This is a genomic window from Mesorhizobium sp. M0715, assembly GCF_040320355.1.
Classification (GTDB): domain Bacteria; phylum Pseudomonadota; class Alphaproteobacteria; order Rhizobiales; family Rhizobiaceae; genus Mesorhizobium.
The window spans coordinates 1-19,486 of sequence record NZ_JAMYPL010000047.1 but is presented as its reverse complement, the minus strand read 5'-3'; the positions used below and the strand labels follow the sequence as shown (position 1 = coordinate 19,486).

General features: G+C 58.1%; 20 protein-coding genes and 7 pseudogenes. 17 read left to right on the top strand and 10 right to left on the bottom strand.

Translation table 11 applies throughout. The features are described 5' to 3' along the window. A pseudogene (locus tag NKI21_RS31525) lies at positions 1-163 on the top strand (IS630 family transposase); the annotation flags it as partial. A gap of 460 nt (positions 164-623) precedes the next feature. Here the strand turns inward: NKI21_RS31525 and NKI21_RS31520 are convergent. Further along, positions 624-1,147 (bottom strand): annotated as a pseudogene (locus NKI21_RS31520) (ATP-binding protein); the annotation flags it as partial. Beyond that, positions 1,147-1,526 (bottom strand): annotated as a pseudogene (locus NKI21_RS31515) (Mu transposase domain-containing protein); the annotation flags it as partial. The pseudogenes NKI21_RS31515 and NKI21_RS31520, both read right to left, overlap by 1 nt. 216 nt (positions 1,527-1,742) lie before the next feature. Between NKI21_RS31515 and istA the strand changes: the two are divergent. Together istA and istB are read left to right on the top strand one after the other, a co-directional pair. Continuing rightward, positions 1,743-3,241: pseudogene (istA, locus tag NKI21_RS31510) on the top strand (IS21 family transposase). 12 nt (positions 3,242-3,253) lie between these two features. Then, positions 3,254-4,009 carry an IS21-like element helper ATPase IstB gene (gene istB / locus NKI21_RS31505; RefSeq protein WP_352795173.1) on the top strand — a complete coding sequence of 252 codons (756 nt, stop codon included), beginning with the start codon at positions 3,254-3,256 and terminating at the stop codon, positions 4,007-4,009. Positions 4,010-4,072: 63 nt separating this feature from the next. Here istB and NKI21_RS31500 read toward each other — a convergent pair whose 3' ends face one another. Continuing rightward, positions 4,073-4,249 (bottom strand): hypothetical protein, encoded by a 177-nt coding sequence (locus NKI21_RS31500; protein ID WP_352869157.1) that lies wholly within the window; start codon positions 4,247-4,249, stop codon positions 4,073-4,075. Positions 4,250-4,355: 106 nt separating this feature from the next. Here NKI21_RS31500 and NKI21_RS31495 point away from each other — a divergent pair. The 11 genes and pseudogenes from NKI21_RS31495 to NKI21_RS31445 all read left to right on the top strand — a co-directional run. Then, positions 4,356-4,679 (top strand): annotated as a pseudogene (locus NKI21_RS31495) (hypothetical protein); the annotation flags it as partial. A gap of 83 nt (positions 4,680-4,762) precedes the next feature. Next, positions 4,763-5,047, top strand: coding sequence for an MFS transporter (locus NKI21_RS31490; RefSeq protein WP_352869154.1), 285 nt, complete (start codon positions 4,763-4,765; stop codon positions 5,045-5,047). Positions 5,048-5,251: 204 nt separating this feature from the next. Then, positions 5,252-6,241, top strand: coding sequence for a helix-turn-helix transcriptional regulator (locus tag NKI21_RS31485; protein WP_352869151.1), 990 nt, complete (start codon positions 5,252-5,254; stop codon positions 6,239-6,241). Positions 6,242-6,538: 297 nt separating this feature from the next. Further along, positions 6,539-6,739 (top strand): hypothetical protein, encoded by a 201-nt coding sequence (locus tag NKI21_RS31480; RefSeq protein ID WP_352869148.1) that lies wholly within the window; start codon positions 6,539-6,541, stop codon positions 6,737-6,739. A 105-nt stretch (positions 6,740-6,844) separates the two neighbouring features. After that, entirely contained in the window at positions 6,845-7,510 is a 666-nt protein-coding gene (locus tag NKI21_RS31475) for a GntR family transcriptional regulator (RefSeq protein ID WP_352869145.1), read from the top strand. A 579-nt stretch (positions 7,511-8,089) separates the two neighbouring features. Next, a complete protein-coding gene (locus NKI21_RS31470; protein WP_352869142.1) occupies positions 8,090-8,644 on the top strand; it encodes a gamma carbonic anhydrase family protein in 555 nt (184 codons plus the stop codon). 1,125 nt (positions 8,645-9,769) lie between these two features. Next, complete coding sequence (locus NKI21_RS31465; protein ID WP_352869139.1) at positions 9,770-11,383, top strand: ABC transporter substrate-binding protein; 1,614 nt, start codon at positions 9,770-9,772, stop codon at positions 11,381-11,383. Then, on the top strand, positions 11,383-12,324 hold the full coding sequence (locus NKI21_RS31460) for an ABC transporter permease (protein ID WP_352869136.1): 942 nt from the start codon (positions 11,383-11,385) through the stop codon (positions 12,322-12,324). The genes NKI21_RS31465 and NKI21_RS31460 overlap by 1 nt, the downstream gene beginning before the upstream one ends. A 1-nt stretch (position 12,325) precedes the next feature. Beyond that, positions 12,326-13,207 (top strand): ABC transporter permease, encoded by an 882-nt coding sequence (locus tag NKI21_RS31455; RefSeq protein WP_352869133.1) that lies wholly within the window; start codon positions 12,326-12,328, stop codon positions 13,205-13,207. Position 13,208: 1 nt separating this feature from the next. After that, positions 13,209-14,237: an ABC transporter ATP-binding protein gene (locus NKI21_RS31450; protein WP_502896801.1), complete on the top strand. Its 1,029-nt coding sequence runs from the start codon at positions 13,209-13,211 to the stop codon at positions 14,235-14,237. After that, entirely contained in the window at positions 14,234-15,274 is a 1,041-nt protein-coding gene (locus tag NKI21_RS31445; RefSeq protein ID WP_352869130.1) for an ABC transporter ATP-binding protein, read from the top strand. The genes NKI21_RS31450 and NKI21_RS31445 overlap by 4 nt, the downstream gene beginning before the upstream one ends. 45 nt (positions 15,275-15,319) lie before the next feature. On the opposite strand, the pseudogene NKI21_RS31440 reads toward NKI21_RS31445, so the two are convergent. The 6 genes and pseudogenes from NKI21_RS31440 to NKI21_RS31420 form a co-directional block, all read right to left on the bottom strand. Next, positions 15,320-15,414, bottom strand: a pseudogene (locus NKI21_RS31440) (IS6 family transposase); the annotation flags it as partial. A 175-nt stretch (positions 15,415-15,589) separates the two neighbouring features. Then, positions 15,590-16,354 (bottom strand): class I SAM-dependent methyltransferase, encoded by a 765-nt coding sequence (locus NKI21_RS31435; RefSeq protein WP_352869127.1) that lies wholly within the window; start codon positions 16,352-16,354, stop codon positions 15,590-15,592. 224 nt (positions 16,355-16,578) lie between these two features. Continuing rightward, a complete protein-coding gene (locus NKI21_RS32425; RefSeq protein ID WP_502896800.1) occupies positions 16,579-16,908 on the bottom strand; it encodes a hypothetical protein in 330 nt (109 codons plus the stop codon). Positions 16,909-17,103: 195 nt separating this feature from the next. After that, positions 17,104-17,451 (bottom strand): hypothetical protein, encoded by a 348-nt coding sequence (locus NKI21_RS31430; RefSeq protein WP_352869125.1) that lies wholly within the window; start codon positions 17,449-17,451, stop codon positions 17,104-17,106. A gap of 23 nt (positions 17,452-17,474) precedes the next feature. Further along, entirely contained in the window at positions 17,475-17,693 is a 219-nt protein-coding gene (locus tag NKI21_RS31425; protein ID WP_352869122.1) for a hypothetical protein, read from the bottom strand. Continuing rightward, positions 17,690-18,247: a hypothetical protein gene (locus NKI21_RS31420; RefSeq protein ID WP_352869119.1), complete on the bottom strand. Its 558-nt coding sequence runs from the start codon at positions 18,245-18,247 to the stop codon at positions 17,690-17,692. The genes NKI21_RS31425 and NKI21_RS31420 overlap by 4 nt, the downstream gene beginning before the upstream one ends. A gap of 14 nt (positions 18,248-18,261) precedes the next feature. Between NKI21_RS31420 and NKI21_RS31415 the strand changes: the two genes are divergently transcribed. The 3 genes and pseudogenes from NKI21_RS31415 to NKI21_RS31405 form a co-directional block, all read left to right on the top strand. After that, the gene (locus NKI21_RS31415; protein WP_352869117.1) at positions 18,262-18,573 is read left to right on the top strand and encodes a hypothetical protein; all 312 of its coding nucleotides are present in this window, start codon (positions 18,262-18,264) and stop codon (positions 18,571-18,573) included. 58 nt (positions 18,574-18,631) lie between these two features. Beyond that, positions 18,632-19,066 (top strand): IS66 family insertion sequence element accessory protein TnpB, encoded by a 435-nt coding sequence (gene tnpB / locus NKI21_RS31410; protein WP_352869114.1) that lies wholly within the window; start codon positions 18,632-18,634, stop codon positions 19,064-19,066. 42 nt (positions 19,067-19,108) lie between these two features. Then, positions 19,109-19,318: pseudogene (locus NKI21_RS31405) on the top strand (IS66 family transposase); the annotation flags it as partial. Positions 19,319-19,398: 80 nt separating this feature from the next. Here NKI21_RS31405 and NKI21_RS31400 read toward each other — a convergent pair. After that, positions 19,399-19,455, bottom strand: a complete 57-nt coding sequence (locus NKI21_RS31400; RefSeq protein ID WP_352869160.1) for a hypothetical protein — start codon at positions 19,453-19,455, stop codon at positions 19,399-19,401. Positions 19,456-19,486: the final 31 nt, after the last annotated feature.

The window sequence follows — 19,486 nt, the reverse complement described above, 5'->3', positions numbered from 1 at the left end:
CAGGCGCGGCGTCTTCCACTCCGTCGTCGACCTTCAGGCGGCGATCAACCGCTTCGTTGCAGAGCACAACCAGCAACCTAAACCCCTCACTTGGACCGCCGATCCAGACAAGATCATCGCTGCCGTCAAACGCGGGCACCAAATGTTAGATTCCATCCACTAGAGTGTACGGCAGAGCCGGTTCAAGTTCTTGGTCTTGGCTAGGAAGAGGTGCGCAAGCTCCAAAGAGCTGCTTCTAATGGTTGGCGTGATCGACCCGGCGCGCCGATCATTCCGCGAACAGAGTGGGATCTTGCCAGTACAACCGCTGGATGTTTCAGCATGTTCGCGAAATGACGGCGACCGCGCCAATCTGGCGCGGGCCGGGACCTGTCCTGCCGCTTCCGGAGCGCATGACGGACATCGATGGCATCGAGTTCGAGTTGGCCGGACGGGGTTCCACCAGTCGCGAATTTTTGGACAAAAGCTTTACCGATGGATTCCTCCAATCCCATTATGGCTCATGCCGCCCTCGCGACCGGCCAGAGGCGCGCCAACCCCTTACGGCGGATGTTGTCCAGCATGTCAAGCGACACGAAGAATTGACCCCTCCTTTGCCGACAGCAGGAATTGATCAACTGTTTGCCATCGTTGTGGGCCTTGGCCAGCATCGCCACGAGTGTGGCCGCCGTGACGAATTGCACGTCGTAGCTCTGTCGGATCGTCTCGCGGCCAAGACTCACAGCAAGGTGCGTCTTGCCCGTACCCCGTACCGGGGGGCCGAGGAATAGCACCGTGTCGCTGTTAGCAATCCAGCGGCAGGTCGCCAGCTCCCGGATTTGCCCCTGATCCAGCGATGGCTGCGCCTCGAAGTCGAAATCATCGAGTTCGCGGACGAAGGGAAACTGCGCCAGTTTGCTCGACATCGAGATGCGCCGCTCATCGCGCCGGGCGATCTCCCGTGATACCAGGAAAGCCAGGGCTTCGCGCAAAGTCATTTTCGAGCGCGCGGCCTCGTCTAACAACGTGTCGAGCTGATCGCTATAGCGCGACAATCTGAGAGAATACCGCATCTCACGTTGATTGCCCCGCCGCACTGATCGCGGATCGCTGTCAGCTTCAGCCGATCGAGCTTTGCAATGAGCAGGTCGTGATCCACGTTCGCCATCACCAGCCTGCTCCAACAACCGCCTCATGTTCCGCAAGCGGCCGCAGCAACGCGGCCGGAGCGATCTCGATGGGTGCGGCGCGCACGAGGCCTTCGACGCCGACAAAATGCGATCGGTCCAGTATCCGCTGTCGTCGGCCTCGGCTCAAGGCATGATCCGCCACCACCTGGCCCGTATGCCGAACGATTACGCGGCTGCCAAGCACTACGACCTGAACGCTCTCGCCGATTAGACCCTGGGCACCGAATAGCTGTTCGTGTCGAGGTCGATGGCGCAATCGGCCTGAACTTTGCGGATAAGATCCCGCAACTGCCCGAATGGAGCTCTCCCGGAAAGCGGACGCAGCGCTCCAGCTTCCGCGGCAAAGCGTTCTGCTGGTGCCTCCGACCGTTCGTTCTGTGCGGATTCCGACGTGAAGCCGGCCGCCATTCCGATCAAACACCGGCCACCATTCCGGTATGAAGCCGGCCACCATTCCAACCAAAGACCGGCCGGTTTTCGACACTGAAGATTACCTCCTGGGTCAGCAACTTTGGCATCAATTGCCTCGCGATGAACGAGGACATTTTGATGCCGGCAAAGAGAAGGCTGACCATGAGACAGTTGAGACAAATGCTTCGGCTTGCCGGAAGCGGGACCAGCTCCCGCGAGATTGCGGTCGTGCTGGGAATAGCACGCAGTACGGTGCAGGATAATCTGCGGCGTGCAGCGGCAATCGGGTTGAGTTGGCCCCTGCCAAGCGAGCTGACCGATGACGCGCTTGAGAACAAACTCTTCGCTCGCAATGGCGTCAAACAGGGTACGCGGCGGCGTACAGAGCCGAACTGGGCCCATCTTGCCGTCGAGCTCAAGAAGCCGGGCGTCACGCTCCTCATCTTGTGGGAGGAGTATCGAGGAAGCCATCCCGACGGATATGGCTACAGCCGGTTCTGCGAGCTCTTCGAACAGCGGCTTTCCCCGACGATGCGCCAGGAACACGCCGCCGGCGACAAGGTCTTCGTGGACTATTCCGGCAAGAAGATCCCGATCGTTGATCGAGACACCGGCGAGATCCGTGAGGCGGAGATCTTTGTGGCGGTCTTGGGAGCGTCCAGCTTCACATATGCCGAAGCAACCTGGACCCAGACACTGCCTGATTGGATTGGTTCACACGTCAGGATGTTTCGTTTTTTTGATGGCGTTCCCCGACTGATCGTCCCCGACAATCTGAAGTCGGGCGTCAGCCGCGCCAGCTTCTACGATCCCGAGATCAATCGCAGCTACGGCATGATGGCATCCCATTATGGCGTCGGCGTTCTTCCGGCACGGCCGCGACGGCCGAAGGACAAATCGAAAGTCGAGAACGGCGTGCGTTTCGCCCAGTCATGCATTCTGGGGCGGCTGCGCAACCAGACCTTCTTCTCGCTGGCCGAGGCCAATGCCGCCATTCGCCAGGCACTCGATCGCATCAATGATCACGTCATGCGTCGGCTGGGCGTCAGTCGCCGGCAACTGTTTGAGAGCGTCGAGCGTGCTGCGCTCGCAAGCCTTCCGAACGAAGACTACGAATTCGCCGAGTGGCGTTTGGCCCGCGTCTCGACGGACTTGTTGAGTTCAAGACCTTCTTCTATTCCGTACCGCACAACCTCATTCGCCAACAAGTCGATCTGAGAGCAACGGCACGCACGATCGAGATCTTTCACCGCGGCAAGCGCATTGCCGTCCATCAGCGCCGCTATGGCGGCCCTCGTCATGGGACTGATCCGGATCATATGCCCAGCTCCCACCGGCGATATGCCGAGTGGACGCCGGATCGTTTCCGTCGCTGGGCCGCATCCGTCGGCCCCGAGACGGAAGGCTTGGTTGTCGCAATCCTCGCCAGCCGCCCACATCCTGAACAAGGCTTTCGAACATGCCTGGGTGTCCTGCGCCTGTTTCGCGATGTCACACGCGATCGCGCCGAAGCCGTGTCAGCCCGCGCTGTCGAGATCGGTGGGCTGAACTGCAAGAGCATCGCCTCGCTCATCGCCAATCACAAGGCCGCAAGGCATTCCACCGAAACGACCGCCATCGTCGATCACGCCAATCTGCGTGGCCCTGATTACTTTCATTGAGGAGACACACCAATGCTTATCCATCCGACGATCGACATGCTGCGCGAACTCGGCCTTCATGGCATGGCCACCGCCTTCCAGGAACTCGACGCACAATCCGAAGCACGCGGCCTCGAGCATGGCGAATGGCTTGCCATGCTGCTCGAGCGCGAGGCTACCATGCGCCGCCAGAAGCGTTTCGAAGCCCGCGCCAGAGCTGCAAAACTTCGCCATGACGCACAGATCGAGAATGCCGACTTTCGTGCCGCACGCGGTCTTGACCGCAATCTGTTCATGGCGCTCGCCGGCTGCGACTGGATTCGCAAGCATCACAGTCTTCTCATCACCGGGCCGGCGGGCGTGGGCAAGAGCTGGCTGGCCTGTGCGCTTGGCCACAAAGCTTGCCGAGAGGATTTCTCCGTCGCCTATCACCGCGTTCCCCGGCTGTTTGCAACACTTGCCCTCGCGAGAGGCGACGGACGATATGGCCGGATCCTCAAGCAGCTCGCCAAAACCGACCTTCTCATTCTCGATGACTGGGGACCGGAAAAACTCAATGATGACCAGCGGCGTGATGTGCTTGAGATCATCGAAGACCGCTACGAACGCCGATCGACAATCGTCACCAGTCAGCTGCCCCTGGATCGCTGGTACGAGATCATTGCAAACCCAACCCTGGCCGATGCCATCCTCGACCGCCTCGTTCACAACGCCTATCGCATCGATCTCACCGGTGAAAGCATGCGAAAACAGCGCTCGCCAAGAGCGACCGAAACAGCGCAAGCTTGACCTGAAACGAAACTCAATCCAAACATCAACGAGACCCAGGATCAGTCCGAAAAATGGCCGGCTTCAAATCGGAACACCGGCCGGAATGAAATCGGAATGACTGGCCGGCTTCAAATCGGAATCGATGGCCGGCTTCGTCGGAATACGCACGTTCTGCGATTTAGCCCGTAAATGGGTGGTTGACGAACGCCCAAATCGCAGTTTGAGGCTGCCCGACACCCAGTGATGCGGCACGTCCATTCTAGTCCATCGTGGCAACCACTTCCTTAGTCCGCAACCGACCTGCTGGCTTTGGTTACCGCTGGTCCACCAACGGCGATGTGAGTCTTGTCCGAGGCAAAAAGTCATGCAGCACGTAGATCCCCATCGATCCAGTTCAACAACCCTCGCTCCGCTCCGGAAACGGGGTGTTTCGTTCGATCTGGACGGCCTCACAAATATCCAGCCCCGGATAGCTGGGGCAAACGACGGCGATAAGTTGGCAGATGGCGACGATTTCGGCCTCCGATCTGATGGTTGCGCTGGTCCAGACTTCGTCCACCCGGTGGCATTCGAAGGCGCGGCTTCGGTTCTGCTCCTGGTTGCTGCCGCGGCGTTCGTGTTGCCAATCGAGCTGTGGGAAGAATCAAAGCAGGCCTCCTCAGAATTCGTCCCACCGTCGCTCTCACTGGACCTGGAGCCAAGAAGCGGGCCGATCGTCGTCAAGGCCGACTACCTGATAGCCGAACATATCTCGATGCCTTCCTGGGCTGCATGCGCGAACGGCGCCGTGTTCAAAGCCGAGCCGGTGCGCGAAACTGGTCGCTGCAGCGCAGCTTGCACATGCCCACAATATGGACCGAGAGCTGCTGGACGCCGACCCAAATGGACTACCTTCGCCTGAACCACCGACTAACGGTAGCCGATAAGGAGATTGGGGACAGGCTTGCCGCTCTGCACGAAGGAGACTCACCTCCTCAACCAGCGCTCTCGTATAAGCGGGCTACCGGCGCAGAACGAAGCCGCAGCCAACCGATAGCGCGGATTTCGCGTCTATGAGGGTCGAAGCAAGTTGCGTCCAGTATTTCACAGTCTGGCCAGTTCTCCGGTGCGGCCACGGGCGTCGAGGCAGCCTCAATGCCTTGAGTCAGCCTGATCGTCGCAATCCCGCCAACACTCTCCCGCTTCCTTGGCACCTACTCCCGTTTGACAACGAGCCAAAATCGACTATTTTGTTATAACACACTAACGGAGTTCGAGCGTATGAACGCCCTTGAGCAGATCGCCTGGGCGAAGGAATTCGAGGAAGTCCGGACCCCGCCGGAAATGGCCGGATTCGGACGCCGCTGGATACCGCCTTCGAAGTATGCGGCGGGCCACGAAGACTGTTTCCAGATAGAGCTTAGCCTTCTGCTGACGACCAAGCACTTCAGGATGCGCGAAGAATGCCTCGAAAATCATCGGGGCACCGACCGTTTGGTGTTCCTCTATCATTTGGACGGACGCCGTACCATCTCCCCGTCAAGGGGCGAAGCACTTAAGCTACAGAAGCCCACCTTCGTCGCCTACTTCCACCCCAAAGGCGTCGACGCGATAAGTCAATGGGCCGAAAGCCAGTCGGAGACGGCGCTCGCTCTCGGCTTCGACCCGCAGGAGCCGCCACGCGTGGTGGCCGAATTTTCTGATCAGCTAGCGGTCCTGCAGGACCTGTTGCACCATCCTGCCGGCCGATTTACCTGGATCGAGCTTCCGCTCTGTTCGGAAATGGAGAAGATCGCAAGATCGGTTATATTTCGCAGCATCGGTCAACGTTTTGTGCACCATTATGTCTCCGCAAAGGCCAAGGAATTACTTTGCATTACTTTAGACAACATAATTTCACTTGGTTGCTTAAAGTCCGATGCCGTCCTAAGCATGGGTGAGAAGTTGGAGCACATCAAGAACATTCTAGATGGCGATTTGCACAACAAACTGTCGATCTGCAAGCTCGCGGAGGAATTCAATATCCCGAGCCGTAGCTTCAACAAGGCATTCGCGGATCGGTACGGTATAAACGCCCACGATTATCGGACCATGGTGCGCCTATCAAAGGCTGTCGATCTGCTCGTTAAAACCGAAATGCCGCTGAAGATGATCGCCTATGAAATCGGCTACGACCATGCTTCCAATTTCTGCCTGGCGTTTAAAAAGCACTACGGCTACACGCCGAAGGAAATTAGAAGTGGCGGCTTTTTGCAGCATGCTGCCGAGTGATCGATCTATTGAATGCGCCGTCATAACCGCGAATAATTGGCGCAGGTTCGGGGGGCCAGTTGGCGACCGCGCTACAGGTTGCATAATCAACCACCGCTGTAAATAACTATTCTGAATTCCGTCATCCGTTCTCCATGTCATGTATAGGTCCACACGCGTGAGCATTCTCATGCGGCTCGGAAACTCGGGTGAGATGGAACCGTCTATGATGCAGCAGTCCGCTGAAACTAGGTTTGCGATCGATGACGCCGTTGCGCATGAACACTCAACCCCGCATGGCGACGGGAGGAGCCGACCATGACCGATGAAACACTCGCAGCCGTTTGCGACATCTTGATCTGCAGCGGCTATTTGATCACTATGGACGCCCAGCGTTCCGTCTATGCCTGCGGTGCTGCGATTGGCGGTAACGCAATCGTAGCGGCCGGCCGTGATGCCGATATCGTAGCGCGTTCAGGCCACGCCGGGTTATCGACACCAAAGGCGGGTGATCCATAGGGGAACGAAGGTCGTGATACTGTTCCTAATGATGGTGCGCGCCCTTACTGGAACGACTGAGGTAGGCAGTAGCGAAGCGCCTACCAGCCGCTCAGGGCTGGGACATTGAACGATTTGGGCGACCACCCGCAGACAACGACTCTATCCGACAGAGTATACGGCATTGTGCGTGAAAACCTCAGAAGTGGCGTGTATAAGCCCGGCGAGAAGATCACGCATCGCGCCATAGCCTCTCAACTTGGGGTCAGTGTTACGCCTGTCCGAGAGGCGATCACGCGCCTTGTGTCCGAGGAAAGCCTGTCAATGGAAGGTCCGAAGACCATTAAAGCTCCAAGCCTAGGGCGGTCAGATTTAGAGGAGATCACAAAGATCCGTGTCAATCTTGAAGGATGGGCAGCGGAACTTGCGGCGGGAAATGCCTCGACGACCTTTATCAGAGAGTTGGAGCAGCATCATCTTGTCTATTGTGCGCATCGGAGGGCTCACGACTCCAAGGCGAAGATTGTGGCAAACGCCAAGTTCCACTTTGCACTTTATGCTCAATCGAAGGCGCCCAGGCTTCTGACGATTATCGACAACCTTTGGGTGACAATCGGTCCCACACTGGGCCTGCTTGCAAATCGGGGATTCGAAGACAACGACGGCGAAAGATTTCACGACGCCGCAATCTCTGCACTGAAGGCAAGAAATGCTGCCGCCGTCCAGGCCGCGATAGTCAATGATATACTCACCGCTCGTTTGAAGATCCTGCAAATCTTAAAGCTTGAATAAAGTGGCCGCCCGATCTATTCCTCCACTGTTTGAAAGGTATCGTAACCAATCACCGTCCGCGCAAGGGTGCGAGGATTCCTGCTCCGTGAGGCTGATGACGGAACTTTCAGCTCAGGTCATGCCCTTCAGGAGACCGAGGGCTTCTTGTTCGAGGCAGCGGTCATCGGCAAGAGAAGATCAGCGTGCGCTTTTCCCGTCGGTGCGCGCCAAAGAATCATGCGTCGGGCGGATGGCATCTGCGTCGGGGCCGGCGTTCATATCGGAAGGTTGGCGGACCGTGTAAAGCATGTCTATCAGCACGATGGGCGGCAACGTCAGTATCGCCGGCACTTACTTGATGGAGATGTGCGACCACCGCACACAAAGCGTCCAACGTCCTATCCACGTATCGCATCAAGGATACACGAGCCAACGAAACTAGTTGCAACCGAATTGGTGGAAACTCTTGGGATCGACCCTCAAGCGCACAAAGGCGCTCAAAGCCCTGCAGGCATCTGCACGAGTGTCAACTCGAAACAACGAGCAACAACTGCGCTTGTTCTTCGAAGCGCGACAAAGCCGGACAAACGGGAAGTGTTCATGTCTACAACATCTCAGTCAGTCTACAATCTCGGTTCCAACCAACCCAAGATTGCCGTTAGTGCGTGGGTTGCGCCTTCCGCCACTATCGTGGGTGCGGTGACCATCGGGCCACAGTCCGGTGTCTGGTTCAACTGCGTGCTGCGTGGCGATGACAATACGATCCAGATCGGTGCGCGAAGCAACATCCAGGACGGATCGGTGATTCACATCGACCCCGGCGAATTCGATGTCGTCATCGGTGACGATGTTACCGTTGGGCATTCCTGCCTGATCCATGGTTGCCACCTGGAAGACCGCGCTTTCGTCGGGATGGCCTCGACCGTCATGAACGGCTGCATCATCGAGCCAGATGGTGTTCTCGGGGCACGCAGTCTCCTGACATCGGGCAAGCGAGTTAAGTCGGGAGAGTTGTGGACGGGATCACCGGCCAGGCTCGTCCGGATGCTGTCCGAAGAGGAGATCCGGAACTTCCAAAAAACTGCACAGAGCTACGTGCGAAAAGGTGAGCGTTTCCGCTCCGAATTGAATGCAATAAATGGTCAAAGCTGTTGAGTTGGGAGAGACAGCTATGTCGACTAGCACAAGAGCACGCCGCAGTGCTTGAGTACGACGCTCTAAAGAACCAGCATATCGCCGCAGTCAGAAGAGACGGCCAGATAGGCAAACGCTCGTTGGTCGAGACAGCAATTTGGTCGACTGTGGCCGGCTTCACTTCATCGGAATCCGCGGCCTGGCCTGCCGTTTCCCTATCAACCTTCGAAATCATCCTCGCTACGCCTCAGCATGGACTCGGGGCAAGGTGGGGCGCTACTCCTTTTCCCCTATCGAACTTTCATCAACTATTCATCGTCAGTTTCACCGGCGCACTCCGCATACGCTGAAGGCCGCAGCCTACTGATGTGGCGTTAGTGTCCGCCTTGATTAATTGGGCGCTTAGCAATGAAGTATTTGGCCACGGAGCAGCCATCGAGGGTGGAAGCGAGCACCCGCCGGGGTTCTTCGCTTCCGACGGATGTGCACCGACGTGGACGCGCCGCTTTTGGACGGTCAAGCAGTCGCTGGCTATCGTGCGTGAGGTGCAGGATTCCGGTGATCCGCCAGCGCGCATGCACATTGTCATGCATAAGACGGGCTAGGCTGCCGATTGCATAATCAATCGCTGCCGCAAATAACTATTCTGAGTTTCACGGGTCCGTTCTCCATGCGATGCATAGATACAAACTAGCATTCTTATGCTGCGTGGAAACACTGGTGATCGGGGAACCGTCTACGATGCAGCAGTCCGCAGAACTCGGTCTACGATCGACGACGCCGTTGCGCATGAGCAGCGCGTCTATGAAACCTCAAACCTCACGAGCAGACAGAAATTTGAGGCTGCCAACGAGGTCCTGCCTGGCGGCAACAATCGGGGCTCGTCGTCCGTTCCTGCTCTTCTTCTGCGCGATCCAGCAAGGTGACAGATGCGGACGGACACGAACGCCGGTGCTCGTGAATACGCCTGGCGTTGGCTACTATAGAAAACATCAATTCGGGTTCCGGAAAGCGCATTTCTGGCCCGAACACGATATTGCCAGTCCCGAAATCACCCCCCCCGGCAGCATTCTGCCGACGCTCTTATAAGATTGTAGGAGCCACTGGGAACTAACCCCTTAAAAATGAAAAAGAGAGGAACGGAGCATGACAATCACTAGACGCGAGATTATCAAGACAGGTCTGGCCGCCGGAACGGCGTTATCAATGCCGACAATCCTTCGGGCGCAGACATCACCAGATGACGCTCGAACAGTTCGCTGGGTGCCGGACGGTGACCTCGTAGTGTTCGATCCGATCATCTCATTAACTACGGCACCGCAGCATGCTCTAGCGATTTACGACACGTTGTTTGAGGTCGACTCCAAGGGCATGCCACAGCCGCAAATGGTGGGAAAGTGGGGCGTCTCCGAGGACAAGAAGACCTACACATTCCAACTCCGTGAGGGCCTGACCTTCCACGACGGCAGCCCAGTCACTGCGGCGGACTGTGTGGCCTCCATACGACGCTGGGGCCAAGTGGATACAAGTGGAAAACTGATCATGGCCAAGGCCAAGGATATCTCGAAACAAGACGAGAAGACCTTCACGATCACGCTCAACGAACCGTTGCCGCTTCTCATACCTTTGCTCGCATCATCCTACGTCGGCTATTATCTAGCTGTCATGCGCGAGAAGGACGCAAAGCTTCCCCCAACGGAGCAGGTGACCGCGAATATCGGATCCGGGCCATTCAAGTTCAATGAGGCTCTAGCCAAGCCTGGCGCAAGCTTCACCTACGACCGAAATGAACAATATGTACCCCGCCAGGATCCGCCCGACGGATTCGCCGGCGGAAAGGTCGTCAAGGTTGATCGCGTCATCAGGCAGTGGATCAGCGATCAGCAGACCGCCTTCGCGGCTCTCCAAGCGGGAGAGGTCGATCTCGTTCAACTGCCGGCACAGGTACTCTTCCCTGTGATCAAGAGCGATCCCAAACTCGAATTGGAGCTCGTGAACACTTCGGGCTCAGACATGTTCTTACGCATGAACTGCCTGCAGAAGCCGTTCAACAACGTCAAGGCTCGTCAGGCGATGCTTCACCTGATCGATCAGGAAGCAATTATGCTGGCGGCCGGATTTGATCCAAACTACATACACCCTGTCACGTCAATATTTGGAAACAGCTCCCCGTATTCCAACGACGAAAATACGGGATGGTACAAAAAGGGGGGCGATCCTGAAAAGGCCAAGCAACTTTTCCAGGAGGCCGGATATGCCGGCGAAACGGTTCTCATTATGCAGTCCACGGACTGGCCGGAAGCCAGCAATGCCGCGCAATATCTGGCGAACACCCTGCAAAAGATTGGAGTCAGTGCTGAGCTTGCTCCCAGCGACTGGGGAGGGGTTGAGAAACGCCGTGCAAACAAGGGACCGATTGAGGACGGCGGCTGGAGCGTCTTTATTAGCGACTGGACCGATTCCAAACTCGGTAATCCGGTCAGTTTGCCTTTGCTCCTCGCAAATGGCGCAGACGGTTATTATGGCTGGCCGAAGAACGATGAATACGAAGCTCTCCGGGCCAAATGGGCATATGTCGAAACACTCGATGAACGCCAGGCACTGGCCCGTGAAATGCAACGCCTCGCGTGGGACTTCGTTGGCACTGTCATGTTCGGTCAGTCTATGCTGCCAGTCGCTCGCCGAAGGTCCCTCACTGGCCTGGTTCATGTTGCGTCGAATACACTCCCAATGTGGAACATGCAGAAAGTCTCGGTCTGATGGCGGCCTACATCTTACGCAGGTTGGTTTCGGCCATCGCCGTCATGGCGATGGTCGGGATCTTCGTTTTCCTGCTGGTCAGACTGGCACCGGGCGATCCGGCGGCGGTAATTGCCGGCCGCAACGCGACGGCCGAGGTAATCGCCGACATCCGCGAACAGCTTGGGCTGAACGCGCCGCTGCCGGTTCAGTTCATCCATTGGGTGCGCGAGATGCTTGGCGGCGATTTCGGCATCTCGATCTTGAACGGACGGCCGGTTCTCGAGCTCATCTCGCAGCGGCTTGAAGCGACCGTTTCTCTCTCAATCCTGACGATGATCCTTTCGGTAACAGTCGGGGTCTCCTTCGGCATCCTTGCGGCATGGCGATCTGGCGGTCTCATCGACCGCGTCCTCGCGGCCTTTTCGGCACTGGGTTATTCCGTCCCGGTCTTTGTCATCGGTTATTTTTTCATCTACTTCTTCGCCATCAGGACTCACTGGCTTCCGGTCCAGGGATATGTACCGATCGATGGTGGCCTCAGGCCTTGGTTCGTCCACCTGATCCTGCCTACCGTCGCTTTAAGTCTTGCCTCCATTGCATTCATCGCCCGGGTCACGCGGGCGAGCATGCTCGAGGTTCTGTCGGAAGACTATATGCGAACCGCCGCCGCCAAGGGCGCGTCGTCCTATGCCATGCTTTTTCACCATGCGTTGAAGAATGCCGGCGTCCCGATCCTGACCGTCATCGGCATAAGCTTCGCCTATCTGATCGGCGGGGTCGTCCTCACGGAGACGGTGTTCAACATCCCCGGAATCGGTCGTCTGGTCGTGGATGCGATCAACAACCGCGACTATCCGATCATTCAGAGCGTGCTTATCCTGACTTCAGGTCTGTACGTCCTTATCAATCTCACGGTCGACCTTGCTTATACGCTGATCGATCCGCGCATCAGGTACTGATATGACACTCTCCTCCGCAATACTTGAGACCATGCCGACGGCCACGCTGGGACGCTCCGGTATTTCCCGTCTGGCAAGGCGGAACCCACTGGTTCTGATCGGCGCTGGGATGCTGACGCTACTGATCGTTCTGGCACTCGCTGCCCCACTTTACGCTGGAGATCCGGGAAACATGGATCCGTTCAAGCGCCTTCAGCCACCATCCGCGGCGATGTGGTTCGGAAGCGACAATCTGGGCCGTGATGTGTTTGCCCGAACGATTTTCGGCGCGCGGATCTCCCTCATGGTCGGATTGCTGTCGGCGGCCTGCGCGGCCGTTGCCGGGCTTCTGATCGGGATCCTGGCCGGCTACAACCGCACGTTCGACAATATTGTCATGCGGGTCATGGACGGACTGATGTCGATCCCGACAATTCTGCTGGCCATTGCACTCATTTCTCTAACAGGGCCAGGCATCGGCATCCTCATCGTCGCCATCGCGATCCCCGAGACGCCAGCCGTCGCGAGGCTGGTTCGTTCAGCGGTCCTCAGTGTTCGGGAGCGTCCCTATGTGGAGGCTGCGCTCTGCGGTGGTGCGCGCCTGCCAAAGGTGCTGTGGCGGCATATCCTCCCGAGCACCATTCCGGCACTGATGGTGCAGAGTGCTATTGTTTGCGCGAGCGCTATCCTGACGGAGGCAGGGTTGAGCTTCCTGGGCGTGGGCGTGCCGCCCGAAACCCCGAGCTGGGGCAATATGATCGCCAGTTCTCGCTTGTATCTCGCCATCGCTCCACTGACGATCTTTGGCCCCGGCATCTTGCTTGCCGTCACGGTTCTTTCGGTCAACCTGCTCGGGGATGGTTTGCGCGATACGTTCGATCCCCGCGCGAAGCGGAGGCGCTGACATGCTGATGCGTAAAACTGACATGCAAATGCATAAATCGGTGGCAGAAGACATACTTCTCGATGTCCGAGACCTTGAGACGCATTTTTACGGCGAAGAAAGCGTTACCCGCGCCCTGGGTGGCATCAGCTTTCAGGTGAAGAAAGGCGAGACGCTCGGCGTCGTCGGCGAATCGGGATGCGGGAAGAGCGTCACCGCTCTCTCCATCCTTCGCCTGCTGCCGAAGCTGAGCGCCAGGACCGTCGGCGGCGAGGTCGGCTTCCACGGACGCGACCTCCTTGAGCTGTCCGATCGGGAGATGCGAAAGATCCGCGGCGACCAGATCGCAATGATCTTCCAGGAGCCGATGACAAGCCTTAACCCGGTCTACACGGTCGGCCGCCAGATCGCAGAGGCGGTACAGATCCACACGAAAGCATCTCGCTCTGCGGGCATGGCAAAGGCCGAAGAGATGCTCCGTCTTGTCCGCATCGCGGATCCCGAGCGTCGCGTCAACAGCTATCCTCACGAAATGTCGGGCGGCATGCGCCAGCGCGCTATGATCGCCATGGCGCTCGCCTGCTCACCGGAACTTTTGATTGCGGACGAGCCAACGACCGCCCTCGACGTCACGATCCAGGCGCAGATTCTGCGGCTCATCGTCGATCTGAAGGAGCGCACGGGAACGGCCGTGATGTTCATCACGCATGATCTGGGCGTTATAGCCGAAACATGCCAGCGCGTGATCGTGATGTATGCTGGCCGGATCGTAGAACAAGCGAACGTCATAGAGTTGTTTGCGCGACCGGCGCATCCTTACACCCAGGGGCTCATGCGATCGCTGCCTGACCGGCGGCGCGGCCGACAGCGCCGCCTTCCGGAAATTCCAGGAATTGTCCCCAGCCTGCGCGAGCCCATTGTGGGCTGCAGCTTTGCGCCTCGCTGTCCGTTCGCTGTCGACCTTTGCCGCGAAGAGACGCCCGCCCTGCGTGAAGTCGGGTCGAGCCACGCCGCAGCTTGCTGGCGCGCCGAAGAGGTAATGGGCGCATGAGTGTTCCGCTGCTGAAGGTCGAGAATCTAACCAAGCATTATCCGCTCGGTACAGGATTCCTGAAGAAGACCATTCCGGTGATCCGGGCGGTAGAAGATGTATCCTTTTGCGTCGAGGCCGGTGAGACGCTCTGCATCGTTGGCGAGTCCGGCTGCGGCAAGTCGACTGTCGCGCGGCTTCTGATGCGACTCGTGGAGCCGACGGGCGGGCGCGTGCTGATCGACGGGACTGACATTGCGGGCCTCAAGAAGGCCGCGCTTCACGCGTGGCGCCGTCGGATGCAGATGGTGTTTCAGGATCCTTATTCGTCGCTAAATCCGCGCCTTACCACCGAACAGATCATCACCGAACCCGTCGAGAATTTTGAGCGCCTCAGCCGGAAGCAGCGTCAAGCGCTTGCCGGGGACCTTCTGCGAAAAGTCGGAATGTCGCCCGAGATGATGCACAGGCTCCCGTCCGAGTTGTCGGGCGGCCAGCGCCAGCGGCTCGGTATCGCGCGGGCGCTGGCGCTCCAGCCTTCGCTCATCATCGCTGACGAGGCGGTCTCAGCCCTTGACGTCTCCGTTCAGGCGCAGATCTTGAATCTGCTTCTGGATCTCCAGCAGCAGATGGGGATCGCCTTCGTCTTCATCTCGCATGACCTCGGCGTCGTGGAGCATATCGCGCATCGCGTTGCCGTCATGTACCTGGGGCGGATCGTGGAGCTCGCTCCGAGCGAGGCGCTGTTCGCGAAACCGGTCCACCCCTACACCGAGGCGCTAATCGCGGCGGCCCCCGTGCCGGATCCCACCCGAGTTCGGCTGGAGGTGCCCGTGGAGGGCGAGGTGCCAAGCCCCATCAATCCGCCGAGCGGCTGCGCGTTTCATCCGCGCTGTCCACTCGCGGTCGAGCAGTGCCACATTGAGGTGCCGCCTTTGGTCCCGATGGCAGATGGCCGGGCCGTGGCCTGTCATGTACGCGCACCGGCTACAGACATGTTGGCTGCGGGAGGGGCAAATCTTCGACACACCGTTCCTGAAGCAAATGCACTTGATTGAGGCAGCATTCCGCATCGCCTCCAGTGCCTTCCAGATTCGCCGGAGCAGGCTCAAGGGGAACCTTAGTAGAGCCAGACTGCATTGGCGATGATCTGCGGCGGGAAACGATGGCGCTTGTAGCTGACCGTTGTGGTGTTCATGACATCGGTCTATGCCGCAAATCCCTGAACGCGAGTTAAGTTGATAACGCCCAACGCGTGTATTATGCAGACAACGTGACATCGCCGCTCAGAGACCTTAGGTAGCTCAGGGGAATCTGACACGTGGTGCTTACGGTTGGCATCGGTGGGCATTTTTGATCGCCCTGAACGCCAATTACTTGTACGCGACCACCACGAGGCGCCGGCCATGGGATTTGAACTCTCCGCCTTCCTGCCCATAGGCTTCAACAGTCTCAAACCCCGCGCTTCGCAACATGCGAACATATTCAGAAAACCCGTAGTGTCTGACAGAAAGACGCATTCGTCTAACGCATCCATTTCGGACTATGGTCCTCTCAGAGTTGCAGCGATCGGTTAGTGCGTCGTAGTTGCTTATATCCATTCTTAAATCATCGTTACGCCGCACGATCTCGTACAAAGACGATTTGTCGCTTAGCAAAGAGTAGCGATTGAGTTGATCGATTAGCAGGCGCCCGCCTTTTCGCAAAGAATGGGCGGCTTCATGAAGAACTTTCTCGTTATCCGCTTCATTGAAGTAACCAAACGTTGTGTACCACAGGAAAACAACGTCAAAGCAATCTCTCCAGGGAAGTGAGCGCATATCGCCAAGAACGTACTCAACATTTACCCCGCGTTCGGCTGCATCTGCTTCGGCTTTTTTTAGGAGGACCGGCGACGCATCCAGCCCCGTTACCCGTGCTCCTTTTCCCGCCAGCCGGTTGGTAATCCGTCCATAACCGCATCCTAGTTCAAGAACTGGGCCGCCTTCCTTAAGCGAAAGTAGCTTCCAAATTGCTTCAACTTCCCGATCGGTTTTCTCGGGAGAATTTACGGAGTCACCAAAAAACAAATAATCGTCGCTGAAGTATGATTCAAGTTCGAATGAAGAAAGTGGCTTACTAGCCGCCTCGGAGTTCATGTGATTCTCCATGTTATTGTACAGATCGGCGAGTCGATGCGATCCTGATGGCCAAGGCCAATATTGCATAGAGGAGAGCGGTTGAGTGATAATATTTTGTATACGTTTTTATTGTTTGCAAAGCTTTTGTTAACGGTTATTAACCCGGCTACTCTTAGTTGCTGCGACCGGATGAGCAGCAGGCAGGAACCTGATCCTCGGTCGCGACGAAATAATCATCGCACCTATCGGCGGGGTCGTGGCATTGAATGGGGAATTCCCGGCATCGCTTTGTGGCCGGCAATGCCGACGCCCGTTGTAAGTGTCGGGCGAAATGAGAAATTGACCCCTCCTATTGCCCCAGCGAGGAATGTTACCGAGCGCGATGGGCCCGACATGGCCCTATCTCCCTCCGTCGCGGCGCAGGGAGATAGCGGCCAGCTCTTCATCCAACCGCCATCGAGGATGATCAGCCCAGCCATTTCCATGCGCCAGGCCTTTACGAGCCGTTGCACCATTCTCAGCTTCTTTTCCTTGAAACGCGACGGGTAGATCTTTGTCAGGCGTTGCAACACACTTGCTGCCGAGAGCGCCGGCTCTTCCTCGAGCCATGTCTTGATCTTCGCCTCGAACGGCTCGTATACGCTGGGTCTCTTCGGATAGGCTTGGTCCGACGATACGGCCGCCGATGCGTTGGTCGTGTCTCGCCACTCTTCCAGGCCGTCTTCAGATTCGCAGCGAAGCGCTGGAGATCGATAACGGCCGGCTCCTCAATCTTCCTTCGCATTCAGGCCACTACGATCGACCCTCCGTCCAAGCTCCTCCTGCGCGGCGCGGATACCAGCAAACAGCAGCACGGGATCGGCGGTTTCCTGTAGCTGCTGCTTGTCGGTCTGGGCCACACCCGGATGCGTAAGGACACGGGCCGCAGGCGGAACTGGCGGATGATAGCACTTGATCACACGAGCGCCGATCCGCATCTCCTCCTGAAGTTTGAATGACGGCTGGAACAGATTGCCGTAAAGCCGCACCAACAGCATAAAGTTGACCAAGGGCGGCTGTTGCCTACGCGCCGACAAACCGACCATACCCCACCAGGCGACGCACAATGGCGCCATTCTTCTGCTCCACATGCGCCTGGTCATTCTTTCGGTAGGCGCGAGAGCGTCACTTCCAGTTCCTCACTCCGGCACCAGGAGACGACGAACTCGTTCATGAAGGCGCTCTCGTTGTCGAAATCTACGCCCAGAAGGGGGAAGGGAAAGAACGAGCGGGCCTGCTTGATCGCCACGATCACATTGCCGCTGTCGCGCGTAGGGACTGGAACGCATTTGGTCAACCCCGTGGCAATATCGGTCAACACCATCGTTTGCACAAAGCTGTGCCGGAATGCGCCACGAAATCGACCTCGACGTAACCGGGCGGCGGATCATTCCAATCCCGAAGGTGCGCACCGGCACCGATCGGCGAACCGCCGAACTCATTCCTGCTCGCCGACGCTGGCCGCCGCGAGCCACAACAGGTACCTCGCCAAAAGCCGTCCGGGCTCATCGTCAGCAGCTTGCCGCGGAGCGCGGCATCGAGCTCTAGCCGGCCATGCCGTTCAAGCGCTGGCAACAAGACTGGTATCAACGGCCGCAGCCGTTTGGAACACAGCCGCTCCGATGCCTTCCACAACACCACCAGCGCTTCGCGAACATCGCCGCCATAGCGAAGGCGGTACCTCTTGTTGCCGGGTGTCTTCGACGCGCGATGACAGAGCGCTCGGATCGCATGCTTGCGATGATAACCGGTCACCGCGACGAACTCATCGAGGATGAGGCGCTTATCGCCTCGGCTCCCCGATCCATACCGCCCGACAATTGCTTCCACTTGATGCAATGCGGGGGGGCAGTTTCTCAATTCGCCCGACATGGCCAGGTGTTTCGGTGGCCAGGCTTGCGCTGGAGCACGGCGTGAATGCGAACCTGCTGCGCAACTGGATTGCGCTGCGGCGCCGAGAGGCCCGGAAAGAACTGCCCGTCATGAAGGCGAAAGAGCCGACGGCCTTTATTCCGGTTATCGAGGCCGCTTCGGGATCGGCGCCATGTGCCGGGGCTGGCGCGCTGTCGATCAAGCGTGAGGCGTGCGTCAAGCCTGTCCAGGAGACGACGCGGTCGCCGCAGGCGCGTGTGAGTGCGGCGCTGCCCAATGGGTCACACTTAGCCTGGATTGCGGCGACGCGGCGCTGCTGGCGGTGATCATCGAAGCACTCGGACGTTGTGATGTTTCCGGCTGGCGCCTGATCTGCGGGTCTACTTGCACCGCGAGCCGATCGACTTCCGGGCCGTCATCAACAGCCTGGCGATTGTGGTCGAGCAGTCAATGGGCCTCAACCCGTTCGAACGAGCGGTGTTCGCATTTTGCAATCGTCGCCGCGACCGGATCAAGCTTCTGTTTTATGACCGCTCAGGATTTTTGATGGTTTTGAAACGCCTCCAAGAAAACAAATTCCACTGGCCGCGGCGCCAGCAGGCGGTACTGACGCTGACGACGGAGCAATTGCACTGGCTGCTTGAGACATCGACGTCGAGGCGGTTCGCCGGCACCCCGAGCGCCGCGCGGGCTGACAATTTGTGGCGTGCAAGGGGCGGCGTCATCGGCAGCTTCGGCATGGCTGTTGCGGATGACGCCGCCAAATGTATGCGATCGTTGTTGACGTGGCCGTACGGCTTCGATCCAAGAATGCGATGAATCGCAAGCCCACGATAGACGAGCTGAGGGCGGTGGTCGCTGTTGCAGGCAGAGAACCAGCAACTGACCCAACGCATCTGCGATCTCAAGGAGCAGTTGCGCCTGGAGCGCCTGCGTCGCTACGCACCGCGCAGCGAGAAGATCAAGGACCGCCTCTTCAACGAAGCCGAGCAGGCTGCGGGCGAGGATGAGGAAGGCAATGAAGTCGATATGGCCGGCGTGCCCGGCACGGGACTGCCGGGCGCGCATAAGCCGGAGCCGAAGAAGCCCGGCTGCAAGCCGCGGCCTGAAGGTCTGCCGCGAGAGCGCATCGAGCATGACCTGCACGAGGATCAAACAACTTCCTCGGACCGAGCTGCGCCACCAATTACATGGCGACCCTCGAGCACCAGCACCTTCAGGCCGGCTTTCGCCAGGTAG

Bases quoted from the DNA above. Each gene is read 5' to 3' on its own strand.
- NKI21_RS31470 (WP_352869142.1), top strand. From the start codon at position 8,090: ATGTCTACAACATCTCAGTCAGTCTACAATCTCGGTTCCAACCAACCC.
- NKI21_RS31435 (WP_352869127.1), bottom strand. From the start codon at position 16,354: ATGAACTCCGAGGCGGCTAGTAAGCCACTTTCTTCATTCGAACTTGAA.
- NKI21_RS31430 (WP_352869125.1), bottom strand. From the start codon at position 17,451: ATGGCGCCATTGTGCGTCGCCTGGTGGGGTATGGTCGGTTTGTCGGCG.
- NKI21_RS31465 (WP_352869139.1), top strand. From the start codon at position 9,770: ATGACAATCACTAGACGCGAGATTATCAAGACAGGTCTGGCCGCCGGA.
- NKI21_RS31480 (WP_352869148.1), top strand. From the start codon at position 6,539: ATGACCGATGAAACACTCGCAGCCGTTTGCGACATCTTGATCTGCAGC.
- istB (WP_352795173.1), top strand. From the start codon at position 3,254: ATGCTTATCCATCCGACGATCGACATGCTGCGCGAACTCGGCCTTCAT.
- NKI21_RS31490 (WP_352869154.1), top strand. From the start codon at position 4,763: ATGCGCGAACGGCGCCGTGTTCAAAGCCGAGCCGGTGCGCGAAACTGG.
- NKI21_RS31455 (WP_352869133.1), top strand. From the start codon at position 12,326: ATGACACTCTCCTCCGCAATACTTGAGACCATGCCGACGGCCACGCTG.
- NKI21_RS31460 (WP_352869136.1), top strand. From the start codon at position 11,383: ATGGCGGCCTACATCTTACGCAGGTTGGTTTCGGCCATCGCCGTCATG.
- NKI21_RS31445 (WP_352869130.1), top strand. From the start codon at position 14,234: ATGAGTGTTCCGCTGCTGAAGGTCGAGAATCTAACCAAGCATTATCCG.
- NKI21_RS31500 (WP_352869157.1), bottom strand. From the start codon at position 4,249: ATGGACGTGCCGCATCACTGGGTGTCGGGCAGCCTCAAACTGCGATTT.
- NKI21_RS31420 (WP_352869119.1), bottom strand. From the start codon at position 18,247: ATGTCGGGCGAATTGAGAAACTGCCCCCCCGCATTGCATCAAGTGGAA.
- NKI21_RS31450 (WP_502896801.1), top strand. From the start codon at position 13,209: ATGCTGATGCGTAAAACTGACATGCAAATGCATAAATCGGTGGCAGAA.
- NKI21_RS31485 (WP_352869151.1), top strand. From the start codon at position 5,252: ATGAACGCCCTTGAGCAGATCGCCTGGGCGAAGGAATTCGAGGAAGTC.